The following is a 14454-nucleotide window of genomic DNA, read 5'->3' as shown; positions in this document are numbered from 1 at the left end:
TGGATGGAGCCTCGGCCGCCATGGGGCTCGTCGTGCCGCGCGCCCGCATCGGCACGCGGGTCACGTCCAGGCACCGGTGTCGCGACTGCGATCCTGCGTGCATCCAGTCACTCAGACTGCGAAGCGTTCCATCACGAAATCAGGCCGAGCACCATGCGTGTCGGAGATCACGGCCAGGTCGCTTTCGGCACTGCCCGCCAACACGCCCGTCCGGACGAGGCAGGAGGCCAAGCCTGCCCTGGTGGCGCCGGCAATATCGTGTTCGATGCTGTCGCCGATGCAGATAGTGCGATCGCTGGCAATGTCGGAAAGCAGGGATCGGGCCTGCTGGTAGATCGCGGGATAGGGTTTGCCGAACCAGCGGACGGGACCGCCGAGCGCCTGATAGGCAAGCGCGATGCTGCCGGCGCCCGGTGCGGTGACGCCACCCTTGGCGAGCTTGTGACGGTCAGGGTTCGTGCAGTAGCAGGGCACGCCGCGTCGTGCGGCCGGCTCCAGCCGCTCGCGGTAGGCAGAGAGTGGCACCCTCTCCGCCTCGCTGCCCGAGATGATCACGATATCCGCAAGCGCCGCGTCCTCGACATTTTCGAAACCGAGCGCGTCGGCAAGGTTGCGGTCGCCGCCGCTCGAGATCGTCAGGCAGCGTGTCCCCGGTCTACCGGCCGTTTCGCGGGCCAGGATATCGTGGGCGACATCGCCGGAGGTCAGGAAACGATCGAAGCCCGCGCGATCGAAGCCGAGCTTTACCAGGCGCCCGGCATTGTAGTCGCCGCTTCGTCCCGAATTGGAAAGGAGGATGACGGTTTTCCCCAATGCCTTCAGCCGGAGCAAGGCCTCGTTGGCACCGCTATAGGCCCGTTCGTCATCGCGCAGCACGCCGAACTGGTCGACGAGAAAGGCGTCGTAGCGTTCGGCGAGGGCAGCGAGGGTCGTCCGCGGGGCAAGGCTCATGACCACCGGGCCTTTCCGGCAAGGACCAGCGACGCCGTGCCGACGGCCGCTTCGGCTGACCGGGCGGCAAGGAAGGGAACACCGAGCGCGTTTTCCCGCATTCTCGTCCAAGCGGGGTTGGTTGCCCCCCCGCCGACCGTGCGCACGGAGCGCACCTTGGGCCCACCGAGCTCGACCAGCCGGTCGTAACCCGATTTCTCGATGACGGTGATGCCTTCGAGCATTGCCTGGAAGAACACGACGTCATCGGCCGGGCGCGGCTCCAGCCGTGGCGGATAGGCGGGATCGTTGACGGGGAAGCGCTCGCCGGGCCTTGCGAGCGGATAATAGGCAAGGTCGGTCGGCACGTCCGGCTGCAGATGCGGCGTCATGGCTTTCAATTGCGCGTCGTCGAAGAAGCTGCGGATGACCGCGCCGCCCGAATTGGACGCTCCGCCCGCAAGCCAGAAATCCAGAACCCTGTGCGAATAGATGCCATAGCCGGCCGCATCGATCGGCCGGGCCGAGGCCAGCTTGACGACCAGCGTCGAGCCGAGGGCGGTGACGCCGTCGCCTATGGCCGAGGCGCCCGTCGCCAGGAAGGAGGCGCAGCCGTCCGTCGTGCCCGCATGATAGCGGCAGCCGGCCGGCAGGCCCAGCGCCCGGCCCGCCGGCCCGATATCCGCCAGAAGCGCGCCGGCGCGCTCGACCGCCGGCAAGAGGGCGATGTCCATTCCGCACGCTTCCAGCCAGTCCGGCCAGCGCTCGGTGGCAAGGTCGTAGCCGGTCTTCAGCGCATTGTTCTCGTCGCTCGTCGCCGTGGCAAGGCCGAGCTTCAGGAGGATCCAGTCTGCCTGATGTACGACCGTACGGACTCCGGGACGGCGCGACAGGTGGATGGCGCGGGCGAGCGCGGACGTCGCCCCGCGCGCGGGGCTATCGGCCGGCGCGTGAGCGGCGATCCGCTCGATGATCGCCGGGTCGGGGCAAGGATCGTTGTACATCAGCGCCTCGCCGACCGGCTGGCCGGTGGCGTCGAGCGCGACCATCGTGCCGGAGGTGCCATCGACCGCCACACCCTCGATGGCGGCGAAGGACAGGCGCGCGGAAAGCGCCGCAAGACAGGATTGCACGCCCGCCCACCACATGCCGGGCATGCGCCCCGCGGGCGCGCTCGGGAAGGGAAAGGCGGACATGTCGAGGGGCGTGCCATCCGCTGCAAGAGCTGCCGCGCGCACCCCTGACGTGCCGATGTCGATGCCGAGCGCGGTTGCGGGCTTGCCTGGCGCGTTCATGCCCGCTGGCTCGCCTTGCGGTCGAGCGCCTGCCGATATTGTTCCGCCTCCCAATGGGTCAATTCATGCTCCTGCTCCGGTCCGAGATAGACGACGGGCGCGCCTTCGGGAATGCGGGCGACGACTTCGGCGAGGCACCGCGCCATGACACGCCCGCCATCGGTCAGTTCGTTCGCCAGCAGGACGCCAAACCCCGGCACGAGAAGCATTTTCGGGATGGCGCGGTTTTGCGCAAGGCGCGCCTCGCAATAGGCCGTCGCCGTCTCGTCCCGGGCAAGGACGCCGATTTCCGTACCGAGGAAGATGACATGGTCCGGGTAGAGCGACCCGCCGGTCGCCATGGCGATGCTTGCCGGGCTGAGCGCGGTCTTGTGGCTGCCGGTGTCCTCAGCCGCGTGGAAATCCGACCCGTCCGCGAGGGTTGTCAGCGCCGCCGGATTGGCCGGCGCGGCGGCGCGCTCTTCGACGGCGAGGGCGGCGGTAACGCGGGCGATGCGCTCGCGCACCTCCTCCACCGTCTCACCGGTGACGATGATGCCGTGATTGTAGAGGATCAGGATATCCGGCCGGCTCGCGGCCACGCTCTCGATCTCGCGGGCGAGCGGCGTGCCGGGGCGACGGTAGGGAATGGCCGCCCAGGTGAGGTCCGGCAGCCTCGCCAGCCGTTCGGCGACGAGCCTCTCCCGGTCCGCCAGAACCGAAAGTGCGATGGCGTTGACGCAGTGATAGTGGGCAACGACCGCCTGCGGCAGTACGGCATGGAAGCTCGCTTCGATCGACGGCCGAAGACCCGAGGCATTCAATTGGGAAACGATGAAGTCGGTGGCCTTTTCGGCGCTCGGATCCCGCTGCCGCAACGCCTCCACCAGCGGCGCCACCGCCAGCGGCACCATGATGTCGCGTGCGCCGGCATGGGCAAGCCAGGTGCCCGATGCCTTCACCCACATCACGCCGTCGCGCTTGAAGGAGGTGTTGCCGCCGGCGCCCTGCGTTTGCAGCACGTCGCTGCCGATCTGCCGCGAAAGATCGAGAAATGCCTCGAAGGCGGGAATGTCCTGCGCCCGAATGCCCGAAGCCATGCCGGCCTCCTCCTTTGAACCGTCTTGCCGCGCCACGCTTGCTTGGCAACGAGAATGAGCGAACTTTTCAATGAATGGTATTTTTATGATCACATATCGTCAATAGTGAATAATTTTCGTCATTCCTGTTGATAATTTCGCGTGAGTATGATTGTCTTCATTCATCGGCGAGGGAGACGCCGGGAGGAGACGTCGTGAACGACACCGAGCGCCACAAAGCCATCATCGACCTCTTGCGCGAGACCCCCTTCGCTTCGGTGCGGGACCTCCAGGAACATCTCGGAGTCTCCCCCGCCACGATCCGCCGGGATATCGACAAGCTCCACGAGCTCGGTCGCGCGCGAAAAGTCTATGGCGGCATCTCGGCCATCGAGGCGGGCGACAGCGCACGGCTCTCGGCGCGGCCCTATGACGAGAACCGGGATATCGCCGTGGAGGCGAAGCGGGCGATCGCGGCGATGGCCGCTGGCCTGGTGCGCGACGGGGATTCCATCATCGTCCATGCCGGCTCCACCTGCTACCAGCTCGGCATCCTGCTGGCGCAGCGCAACCTGCGCATCTGGACCAATTCCATGCCGCTCGCCGCCTATCTCGGCGAGCACGGCACCTGCCAGCTTTCGATTGCCGGCGGCGAGCTTTACCGCGAGCCCGGCATCATCCACGACGCGGCGGCCGGCTCGCCGGGCTTCTTCGCCTCGCGCCTCTTCGTGGGCACGCAGGGCATCAGCGGCAAGGGCCTGCTCGAATCCCATCCGCTGCTCGTCAAGGTGATCGGCGAGCTTGCGGCCTGCGCCGACGAGATCGTGCTGCTCGCCGACAGCCGCAAATTCTCCATCCAGCCGCGCAACGCCGTCCTGCCCCTCTCGCGCATCGGCACCATCATCACCGACGACGGCCTCACGGACGCCGCCGCCAGGATGCTGGAAGACGCCGGCGTCAACATCATGATCGCGACGACGGGAGGCGCAGGTTGAGCCAGAGCCCTCTCGCCGTCTTCGATCTCGGCAAGACCAATTCGAAGCTCTTCGTCGTCTCGGCAGAAGGGCGGGTGATCGACGAGGCGCGCACCCGGCCCGTGTGGCGTCAGGCGGCGGACTTGCGCGTGCTCGACGACGCCGCGCTGTTCGACTGGATGAAAGGGGAGCTTGCCCGTGTCGTCGCGGCGCATGGCGTCGATCGCATCATGTTCTCCGGCCATGGCTGCACCTTCGCGCTGACGGCGGGCGACAGGCTCGTCCACGCCATCCTCGACTACGAACAGGAGCCGCCCGCCGATATCGCCGCGCGCATCGATGCGATGGCGCCGGATTTCAGCGAGACCTTTTCGCCGCCCCTGCCTCTCGGCTTCAACTACGGGCGGCATCTCCTGTGGCTCGACGCGCGCGATCCGGCCTTGATCGGCAAGGTGGAGGCCATCCTCTCCTATCCGCAGTTCTGGAGCTGGAAATTCTCCGGCCGCGCGGTTTGCGAGGTCTCCTATCTCGGCTGCCATTCCAATCTCTGGGCGCCGCTGAAGGACGATTTCAGCAGCCTCGTCGACCGCATGGGTTGGCGCGACAAGATGCCGGGCTTCGCAAGCGCCGGCAGCGCGATCGGAACCCATGCCGTCCGGCTCGACGACGGGCGCACCGTCGATGTCGCCGTGCACAACGGCGTTCATGACAGCAATGCCGCCCTCTATTTCTATCGTTCGCTCGGCTTTTGCGACTTCACGCTGGTTTCGACCGGAACCTGGGTCATCATCTTCAACCCGGCAAGCCCGCTCGAAACACTCGATGCGGGGCGCGACATGCTGGCCAACGTGACGGTCGGTCACCAGCCGGTCGCGACCATCCGCTTCATGGGCGGGCGGGAATACGATGTCGCAAGCGGTGGCTGGACAAAGCCGGTTTCGCCGCAAGCCGTCGCTTCGGTCATCGCCAGACGGGCTTTCGCGCTGCCCTCCTTCGCCGCCGGCGGCCCGATGCCCGGCCATGAAGGGCGCTTCATCGGCCCGGCGGTCGATGGCGAGGAACGCGCGGCCGTCGCCATGCTCTATGTCGCGCTGATGACCGACCTGTCGCTCGACCTCATCGGCTCGAAGAACACGATCGTCATCGATGGCGGCCTGGTGAAGACAGGGCTCTATGCCTCCGTGCTCGCGGCCCTGCGGCCAGACCAGACCGTGCATACCAGTGCCAATCCCGAAGGCAGCGCCTTCGGCGCCGCGGCCCTCGTCTTCGATGCCGCCGGCCGCAATCCCTTCGTCAACGACTGCGCCACGGCGAGCACGGCGAGCATCGCCGGCCTTGAGGACTACCGCCGGGAATGGCGCCGGCATGTCGATGCCATGGCTGCCGGTGAGCGGGGCGGAGCAAAGGAGAGATGCGCATGACCGTAACGGCGAGCCAGCAGCACGTGCTCCTCGAAATGCGCGATATCAGCAAGACGTTCGGGGCCTCGAAGGCGCTGTCGAATGTGAGCCTGTCCGTCCATCCCGGCGAGGTGCATTCGCTGATGGGCGAGAACGGCGCCGGCAAGTCGACGCTGATGAAGATCCTGTCGGGCGCCTATACGGCCGATCCGGGCGGCTCGGTGCTCATCGACGGCGCGCCGGTCGTGCTCGGCGATCCCCTCAGGGCCAAGGCCTACGGCATCGCCGTCATCTACCAGGAGCTTTCGCTCGCGCCGAACCTGACGGTCGCGCAGAACATGTTCCTCGGCAACGAGCCGTCCCGTTTCGGCCTTGCGGACCGGGCCGAGATGCGCCGGCGGGCCGAGCCGATCCTCAAGCAGCTCGGCATCGGCTTCGACTCTGCCCGGCGCGTGGCGGAGCTGTCGCTTGGCGAACGGCAGATGGTGGAGATCGCCCGGGCGCTGACGACCAATGCACGGATCATCGTCATGGACGAGCCGACGACGTCGCTGACCACCCGCGAGACCGACAGGCTCTTCGACGTCATCGCCCGCCTCAAGGCCGAGGGCATCGCGATCATCTATATCAGCCACCGCATGGAGGAGATCTACCAGCTCTCCGACCGGGTGAGCGTTCTGCGCGACGGCGCCTATGTGGGCACGCTGGAGCGCGCGGACCTTTCGGCGAACAAGCTCGTCTCGATGATGGTCGGCCGCGATCTCTCGTCCTTCTACAAGAAGGAGCACCGGCAGGTGACAGGCGAACGCGCCGCCGTGCTCTCGGTGAAAAATGTCGGCGACGGCGTCAGGGTGCACGATTGCTCCTTCGACGTACGCGCGGGCGAGGTACTGGGCGTTGCCGGCCTCGTCGGCTCCGGCCGCACGGAGCTTGCCCGCCTCATCTATGGCGCCGACCGGAAAACCTCGGGCGAGATCACGCTGAACGGCAGGCCGCTTGCCATAACCTCTCCGCGCGATGCGCTCGACTCGGGCATCGCCTACCTTACGGAAGACCGCAAGACGCTCGGCCTCTTCCTCGACATGTCGATCAGCGACAACATCAACATCGGCGTCATCGCCGGCGATGCGAAGGCCGGCGGCGTGCTCAACTTCGCCAGGGCAAGGGAGCGGGCGGCGCATGCGGTGCGGGCGCTGTCGATCCGCACGGCCGGCACGCAGATCAATGCCGGTGCGCTCTCGGGCGGCAATCAGCAGAAGGCGCTGCTCGCGCGCCTGCTGGAGACGAAGCCCAAGGCCATCATCCTCGACGAGCCGACGCGCGGCGTCGATGTCGGCGCCAAGTCGGAAATCTACCGCATCATCGACGAGCTTGCCCAGAACGGCATCGCCATCGTCGTCATCTCCAGCGACCTGCCGGAAATCCTCGGCATCGCCGACCGTGTGCTGGTCATGCGCGAGGGGCATATCGCCGGCGAGGTCACGGGCTCGGCCGAGCAACCGATCGGGCAGGAAGCGATCATGGCGCTGGCAACCGGCATCGCCGGCCATGCGGCCTGACAAACGGCAACGGAAGAAGACGGAACGGAACCATGAGCGCAAGTGAAACCGAACAGGCCCGGATGGACAAGCTGAAACTGCGCTCGACGCTGACGGCGCTCGGCATGCTGCCGGTCCTCGTGCTGCTGGCGATCGGCTTCCATCTGCTTTCCGGCCGCTTCCTCTCCGTCAACAACCTGTCCATCGTCATGCAGCAGGCCTCGATCAACACGGTGCTCGCCGCCGGCATGACCTTCGTCATCCTGACGGGCGGCATCGACCTTTCCGTCGGCTCGATCCTTGCCGCCTCGGCCATGATCGCCGTCATCGTCTCGCTCGTGCCTGACCTCGGCATGCTCGGCATTCCTGCGGCGATCGCTGCCGGCCTTGCCTGCGGCTTCCTCAACGGCGCGATCATCGCTTGGCTGAAGCTGCCGCCCTTCATCGTCACGCTCGGCTCCCTGACCGCCATTCGCGGCGTGGCGCGCCTGCTCGGAAACGATACGACCGTCTTCAACCCGGACCTGCCGTTCGACTTTATCGGCAACGGAACGCTGTTCGGACTTCCCTGGCTCGCCGTCATCGCCATGGCGACGATCCTCGTCTCCTGGTTCATCCTCAAGCGCACCGTGCTCGGCACCTGGATCTACGCCGTCGGCGGCAATTCCGAGGCCGCGCGGCTGACCGGCATCAAGGTGCCGCTGGTGCTGCTCTTCGTCTATTCGATGTCCGGCCTGCTCTCCGGCCTCGGCGGCGCCATGTCGGCCGCCCGCCTCTACGCGGCGAACGGCCTGCAGCTCGGCCAGGCCTACGAACTCGACGCCATCGCGGCCGTCATCCTCGGTGGCACCAGTTTCGTCGGCGGCGTCGGGTCCATCTGGGGCACGCTCATCGGCGCGCTCATCATCGCCGTGCTCTCCAACGGCCTCATCCTCGTGGGGGTCTCGGACATCTGGCAGTACATCATCAAGGGCCTCGTCATCATCGTCGCCGTCGGTCTCGATCGGTACAGGCTCAAGGGGCTTGGTCGGACGTGAGGTCCGGCTGAACGAACCGGTCGGCGACCGGAAACAACGGCGCCAAACGCGCCACAATGGAGGAAAACATGCGTCTTATGCCCAAGTTGCTCGTCGGCACCGCCATGGCCGCCGCTCTCTGCATGCCTGCAGCCGCCAAGGACCTCAACAAGATCGGCATTTCGGTCGGCCTGCTCGGCAACCCGTTCTTCGTCGCCACCATCAAGGGCATCGAGGACCGCGCCAAGGAGATCAACCCGAACGTCGAAGTCATCTCCGTTTCCGCCGACTACGACCTCAACAAGCAGGTCTCGCAGATCGACAGCTTCATCGCCGCCGGTGTCGACATCATCATGCTGAACGCCGTTGACGCCAAGGCCATCGCGCCGGCCGTCAAGAAGGCCCAGGCCGCCGGCGTCGTGGTCGCCGCCTTCGACGTGTCCGCGCCGGGCGCAGACGTCACCGTCATGACCAACAACGTCAAGGCCGGCGAAGAGGCCTGCAACTACATCGCCGACAAGCTCGGCGGCAAGGGCGACGTCGTCATCATCAACGGCCCGGCCTCCTCCTCGATCCTCGACCGCGTCCAAGGCTGCAAGGATGCGCTCGGCAAACACGCCGACATCAAGATCCTGTCCGACGACCAGAACGGCCAGGGCTCGCGCGACGGCGGCCTTGCCGTGATGCAGGGCCTGCTCACCCGTTTCGACAAGATCGATGCCGTCTTCGCCATCAACGACCCGACGGCGATCGGCGCGGAACTTGCCGCCAAGCAACTGAACCGCAGCGAGTTCTTCCTCACCGCCGTCGACGGCGCGCCCGACATCGAAAAGTCGCTCGCGAGCGGCGATTCCATGATCAAGGCCTCCGCCTCGCAGGATCCGTACGTCATGGCCGGCCAGGCCCTGAAGCTCGGCGTCGAGGTGCTGAACGGCAACACGCCGGCCGAGCCGGTCGTGCTGCTCGACCCGCAGCTCATTACGGCAGACAACATCAAGGACTACCAGGGCTGGACCGCGGCCCGCTAACGTTCCTCCCAGACGCTCGGGCACCCGGCTTCGGCAGGGTGCCCGAGCGATCCTGTTTCAATCCAGTTCAGAAAGTGGCCGGGATATGTCGAAGATCGGTGTTCATTCCTTTGTCTGGAGCGCTGGCTCCTCGCGCGATGCGCTTGAAAAGGCGCTCGAGAACACGCACAGGCTCGGCTATAAGCTCATCGAATTCTCCTATCTCGATCCCAGCCAGGTCGACGTCGCCTGGCTCGCCGGCCGCATCCGCGAACGCGGCCTTGACGTCGCCGTCAGCATGGGACTGCCGCCGGAAGGCGACATTTCGAGCGAGGACGCCTCGGTCGTCGCCAACGGCGTCGCCATCCTCGACCGGGCCGTGGCACTGGTGCGCGATCTCGGCGGCACGAAGCTCGCCGGCATCCTCAGCTCCGCGCACGGCAAGCAGGAACATGCGCTGACCAAGAAGGGCTGGGACACCAGCGTTACCGCGCTTTCCAAGGTCGCCGACCGCGCAAAGGCCGCGGGCGTCACGCTCAACCTGGAGATCGTCAACCGCTTTGAGAGCAACATGCTCAATACGGCGGCCCAGGGCATCGCCTATATCCGCGACACGGGCGCCTCGAACGTCTTCCTGCATCTCGACACGTTCCACATGAACATCGAGGAGGCCGATGTGGGCCTGGCGATCCGCCATGCCGCCGACAGGATCGGCTATATCCATATCGGCGAAAGCCATCGCGGCTATCTCGGTACGGGCACGATCGATTTCCGGGCGATTTTCGATGCGCTGGCGGCAATCGGCTGGGACGACTACGTGACGTTCGAGTCCTTCTCGACCACCATCGTCGACAAGGACCTCTCGCTGAAGACCGCGATCTGGCGCAACCTGTGGGACGACAACGTCGCGCTCGCTCGCCACGCCCATCGGTTCATCGAGCTCGGCCTTGAGACGGCCCGTCTCAAGGGTGAGCTTGTTCGCCAGGCTCATCTGCCTGCCCAGCCGATAGAGTGAAGGTGATGTGATCTGGGTGGCGCCCCCGCGCATGCGGGGGTGACGCCGCGGCCAGCCAGTTGCGTGGGGGCCGGGAGGCCCAGCGGCTGATGGTCGGCGATGCCATGGATGCGGCCGGCGCGGGCTTCAACAAGCCAGCCCGTCATGCAGGAGCCGGAGGTCGCTGCGTAACAAGGGCTAGGGCCTTCGACCAGGCCAAGGCATCCGCTCCAGCCGGCAGGCGCATGGGGCAGGCGGGATCGGTTGCCGCCCGCCAGACCGCCTCGGCGACGTCGATGGCGCGCGTGAATTCGGTCGCGCGCTGCCGGTTGGCCACGATCTCCGCCATGATGCCGGCATAGGCTTCGGGCACGTCCATTCCCATGCGGGCGCGGGCGTTCGCACCGAACGCGGTTTCGGGCGAAGCCCCCGGCAGAACGAGGCGCAGGGAGATACCGAGCGGCTCCAATTCCAGCGCCAGCGATTCCGTGAAGGCATTCACCGCAGCTTTGCTTGCCGTGTAGGCGGACAGGAGCGGCAGTGCCCGCAGGGTGACACTGGACGTCACGTTGACGATCGTACCGGCGCCTCGCGCGCGGAACTGCGGGAGAACGGCTTGCGTCATGGCAATGGTGCCGATCGTATTGGTCTCGAACAGCTCGCGGATCTTTTCGATCGACACGCCCTCCAGCGCATTCATGAGGCCGACACCCGCATTGTTGACGAGGACATCGATCGGACCCGCGGCTTCAACGGAGCGTGCGATGCTGCCGACATCCGTCACGTCGAGCGGCAGAACGCGCAGCCGGTCGGACGGCGGCAGAATGCCTTCGCGCGGCGTGCGCATCGTGGCGATGACCGTCCAGTTCCGGTCGAGAAAGAAACGCGCCGTCTCCAGGCCGAAGCCGGACGAACAGCCGGTGATGAGGATGGTGCTCATGGGGGATCTCCTGTTGGGTATGGCAGGAGGGTAGGCGTGAGAAGCCGGATGATCTATAAGGAGAAATACAGAAGATGTTTGCGATCGTACGGAAATGTCGGATCCTCTCAGCCAAGTCGTCGGTCTTCTGCAACCCAAGGCCGATCTGTCGAAGCTCATCGTCGCAGGCGGTGCGTGGCGCGTGCATCGCACGGACGAAGGCCGGCCCTTCTATTGTGCGGTCCTGAGCGGACGCTGCCGCCTTGAATGCGCCGGCCAGGCGCCCGTCATGCTCGAAGGCGGCGACTTCGTGCTCGTGCCGGCTGCCTACGACTTCGTCACGTCCAGTCTGGAGCCCTCCACACAAGCGGAGACGGCACGGGTCGAGATAAGCCCGGGCGTGTTCCGCCTCGGACCCGCAGACGCCCCGCTCGACTTGCGCATGCTGGTTGGGCACTGCAGCTTCGCGTCGGACGATGCCGATCTTCTCGTTTCGCTTCTGCCGCAGCTCATGCATGTGCGCGGCGAGCAGCGGCTGGCCGCTCTGGTGACGTTCGTGAACGACGAGATGCGTGCCGAGCGTCCCGGCCGCGAGGCCGTCCTGACGCGGCTCCTGGAAGTTCTCCTGATCGAGGCCCTGCGATCGGCTTCAGGCCCGGCGGCGCCCTCCGGGCTCCTGCGCGGCCTTTGCGACGAGCGCCTTGCCATCGCGCTGCGGTGCATCCACGACCGGCCGGCAGAGGGCTGGACGGTGGATGCGCTGGCGCGCGAGGCAGCCCTGTCGCGCACCACCTTCTTCGAGCGGTTCCGGCGCGAAGTCGGGGTCGCGCCGATGGAGTATGTCTTCGGCTGGCGCATGTCGCTTGCCAAGGGTCTTTTGCGCCGGGGCAATATCACGGTCGCAGAGGCGGCTGAGCGCGTTGGCTATGGATCGGCCAGCGCGTTCAGCACGGCCTTTGCCCGGCGCGTTGGAATCCCGCCCGCGCTCTACGCACGCGGGGTCGTTCAAGGATGAGGGGAATGAACAGAACGAACACCGCCGCGACCGCGACGAGCGCCAGTGCGTAGCCCGCCCCGTTCTCGAAACGGCGTGAAAGGATCGCTTGCAGGAAGCGCCCGTGCAGCGTTGGCAGATCGCACGCCGGCATGGTTTCCCATCGGCACGAATGGGCGTCGTCGGAGGAGCCCGTTTGATTGACGTCAAGGATACGGCCGTCGGGACGTGAAAGAAAGCAGGGCAGGCGATTTTGGGCCCTTGGGGACGGACATGGACCGGAAACACACGTTCAACATCGGTTACTTCCTTCTGGCGCTCGTTCTGTTCGGCGCGTTCCAGATGTGGCTGGCCTGGCGCGACGTCGCCCCGCTTTCCCATACCGAGCTGATGCGGATGGTGGACCAGGGCAAGGTGGCGTCGGTTACGATCACCGAGACGACGATCCAGGGCCGGTTCAAGGAACCGCAGGACGGCCGGAGCCTGTTCGTTTCCGCCCGCGTCGAGCCGGATGCGGCCGCCGCCTTCGAAAGGGCGGGAGTCCAGGTGACAGGCGGCACCGACAGCAATTGGCTCGCCACGATCCTTTCCTGGATTGTGCCGATGCTGCTCTTCTTCGGCATCTGGATGTTCCTGTTCCGCGGTTTCGCCGAGCGGCAGGGCATGGGCGGCCTCATCAACATCGGCAAGTCCAAGGCGAAGGTCTATCTCGAACGGGAGACCGGGGTGAGCTTCGAGGACGTCGCCGGGGTCGACGAGGCCAAGCTCGAACTGATGGAGATCGTGTCCTTCCTGAAGGACAAGGAGAAATACGGGCGTCTCGGCGCTCGGATTCCGAAGGGCATCCTGCTGGTCGGCCCGCCGGGGACCGGCAAGACCCTGATGGCGCGCGCGGTGGCGGGCGAGGCCGGCGTGCCGTTCTTCTCGATCTCCGGGTCCGAGTTCGTCGAGATGTTCGTCGGCGTCGGGGCCGCCCGGGTGCGCGATCTCTTCGAGCAGGCGCGCAAGGCGGCTCCCTGCATCATCTTCATCGACGAACTCGATGCGCTCGGCCGGGCGCGCACGCCGTTCAGCGGCTATGGCGGCGGCGACGAGAAGGAGCAGACGCTCAACCAGCTGCTTTCCGAACTCGACGGTTTCGATCCGCGCGTCGGCATCGTTCTGCTGGCGGCGACCAACCGGCCGGAAATACTCGATCCCGCGCTCACCCGCGCCGGCCGCTTCGACCGCCAGGTCGTGCTCGACCGGCCCGACCGCAAGGGGCGCGAAGCCATCCTCAAGGTTCACATGAAGGCGGTGAGGACTGCGCCGGGACTGGATATCGGCGACATTGCCGGGATCACCCCCGGCTTCACCGGCGCTGACCTTGCCAATCTCGTCAACGAGGCGGCGATCTTTGCCACCCGCCGCAATGCCGATCAGGTGACCATGGCGGATTTTACCGAAGCGGTGGAGCGCATCGTCGCCGGCGCCGAGCGGCGGGGCCGGTTGCTCGGCCCGCTGGAGCGGGAACGCGTCGCCTATCACGAAATGGGCCACGCGCTCGCCGCCGCGTCGCTGGCGAAGACCGATCCCGTCCACAAGGTCTCGATCATTCCGCGCTCGATCGGCGCGCTCGGCTACACCTTGCAGCGGCCGACCGACGACCGTTTCCTGATCACTGCCAGCGAATTGAAGGAGCGGATGATCGTGCTGCTGGCCGGGCGCGCGGCCGAGGAGGTCATCTACGGCGAGGTCTCGACGGGCGCTGCCGACGATCTCGCCAAGGCGACCGATGTCGCCCGCCAGAGCGTCACCCGCTTCGGCATGAGCGCTTCCGTCGGCCCGGCCGTGCTGGAGGAGGAAAAGCAGCAATGGCTGGGCGACGGCGCCCGCCTCCATCCCCGGGACTATTCCGAAGCGACCGCACGGGAAGTCGATCTTGCGGTGCGCGAGATTCTCGACGAGGCCGACGCGGCGGCAAGGGATCTCCTGCGCTCCCGCATCGACGACCTCAAGGCCGGCGCCCGCCTGTTGCTTGAGCGCGAGACCATCACGCCGGACGATTTCCCGCCGCTCCGGCGCCGGGAAGAGACGTCGCAACGACGGGTCAATCCGCCGGCCACGGATCGCGCAGGGATTTCTTCATCGCGTTCCTGACCTGCGCGATCCCGCCATGCGAAACGCCCCTTGATCTCCCGCTGCATTGACGCGGATCAAGGCCGCCGCGGCCGGGTTCTGGTTTTGATTTCGGAAGGATCGCAGGATAGCGGAGCAAGGAGCCATGACAGCATCACGAGAGAGCAGCGGCGACGGGAACCCGGCGTTGCGGGCCGCGAACCGTCCGGTC

General features: G+C 66.4%; 12 protein-coding genes. 8 read left to right on the top strand and 4 right to left on the bottom strand.

Annotated elements, in window-relative coordinates:
- Positions 1-111 precede the first annotated feature (111 nt).
- From EV665_RS25835 to EV665_RS25825, 3 genes are read right to left on the bottom strand one after another with little or no spacing between them, the layout of a single operon-like run.
- Positions 112-951, bottom strand: coding sequence for a TIGR01459 family HAD-type hydrolase (locus EV665_RS25835; RefSeq protein ID WP_133036267.1), 840 nt, complete (start codon positions 949-951; stop codon positions 112-114).
- Complete coding sequence (locus tag EV665_RS25830) at positions 948-2225, bottom strand: FGGY-family carbohydrate kinase (RefSeq protein ID WP_133036266.1); 1278 nt, start codon at positions 2223-2225, stop codon at positions 948-950. Before EV665_RS25830 ends, EV665_RS25835 begins: the two co-directional genes overlap by 4 nt.
- Entirely contained in the window at positions 2222-3304 is a 1083-nt protein-coding gene (locus tag EV665_RS25825) for a class II aldolase/adducin family protein (protein ID WP_064329016.1), read from the bottom strand. The genes EV665_RS25830 and EV665_RS25825 overlap by 4 nt, the downstream gene beginning before the upstream one ends.
- A 194-nt stretch (positions 3305-3498) precedes the next feature.
- On the opposite strand from EV665_RS25825, the gene EV665_RS25820 reads away from it, so the two are divergent.
- The 6 genes from EV665_RS25820 (at position 3499) to EV665_RS25795 (ending at position 10233) form a co-directional block, all read left to right on the top strand.
- Positions 3499-4278 carry a DeoR/GlpR family DNA-binding transcription regulator gene (locus EV665_RS25820; protein ID WP_133036265.1) on the top strand — a complete coding sequence of 260 codons (780 nt, stop codon included), beginning with the start codon at positions 3499-3501 and terminating at the stop codon, positions 4276-4278.
- A complete protein-coding gene (locus tag EV665_RS25815; protein ID WP_133036264.1) occupies positions 4275-5678 on the top strand; it encodes an FGGY-family carbohydrate kinase in 1404 nt (467 codons plus the stop codon). Before EV665_RS25820 ends, EV665_RS25815 begins: the two co-directional genes overlap by 4 nt.
- Positions 5675-7216, top strand: a complete 1542-nt coding sequence (locus EV665_RS25810; protein ID WP_133036263.1) for a sugar ABC transporter ATP-binding protein — start codon at positions 5675-5677, stop codon at positions 7214-7216. Before EV665_RS25815 ends, EV665_RS25810 begins: the two co-directional genes overlap by 4 nt.
- Positions 7217-7248: 32 nt before the next feature.
- Positions 7249-8232 (top strand): ABC transporter permease subunit, encoded by a 984-nt coding sequence (locus EV665_RS25805; protein WP_133036262.1) that lies wholly within the window; start codon positions 7249-7251, stop codon positions 8230-8232.
- Between the two features lie 68 nt (positions 8233-8300).
- Positions 8301-9239, top strand: coding sequence for an ABC transporter substrate-binding protein (locus EV665_RS25800; RefSeq protein ID WP_064332399.1), 939 nt, complete (start codon positions 8301-8303; stop codon positions 9237-9239).
- An 85-nt stretch (positions 9240-9324) separates the two neighbouring features.
- Entirely contained in the window at positions 9325-10233 is a 909-nt protein-coding gene (locus tag EV665_RS25795; RefSeq protein WP_064329020.1) for a sugar phosphate isomerase/epimerase family protein, read from the top strand.
- Positions 10234-10375: 142 nt separating this feature from the next.
- On the opposite strand, the gene EV665_RS25790 is transcribed toward EV665_RS25795, so the two are convergent.
- Positions 10376-11152 (bottom strand): SDR family oxidoreductase, encoded by a 777-nt coding sequence (locus EV665_RS25790; RefSeq protein ID WP_133036261.1) that lies wholly within the window; start codon positions 11150-11152, stop codon positions 10376-10378.
- 94 nt (positions 11153-11246) lie between these two features.
- Between EV665_RS25790 and EV665_RS25785 the strand changes: the two genes are divergently transcribed.
- Positions 11247-12146, top strand: a complete 900-nt coding sequence (locus EV665_RS25785; RefSeq protein WP_133036260.1) for an AraC family transcriptional regulator — start codon at positions 11247-11249, stop codon at positions 12144-12146.
- Positions 12147-12398: 252 nt separating this feature from the next.
- Positions 12399-14264, top strand: a complete 1866-nt coding sequence (gene ftsH, locus EV665_RS25780; RefSeq protein WP_133036259.1) for an ATP-dependent zinc metalloprotease FtsH — start codon at positions 12399-12401, stop codon at positions 14262-14264.
- Positions 14265-14454 lie beyond the last annotated feature (190 nt).

The sequence above is a fragment of the Shinella granuli genome (genome assembly GCF_004341885.1).
In the GTDB taxonomy this organism is placed as follows: domain Bacteria; phylum Pseudomonadota; class Alphaproteobacteria; order Rhizobiales; family Rhizobiaceae; genus Shinella; species Shinella granuli.
This window is presented reverse-complemented; position numbering and strand designations above follow the sequence as displayed.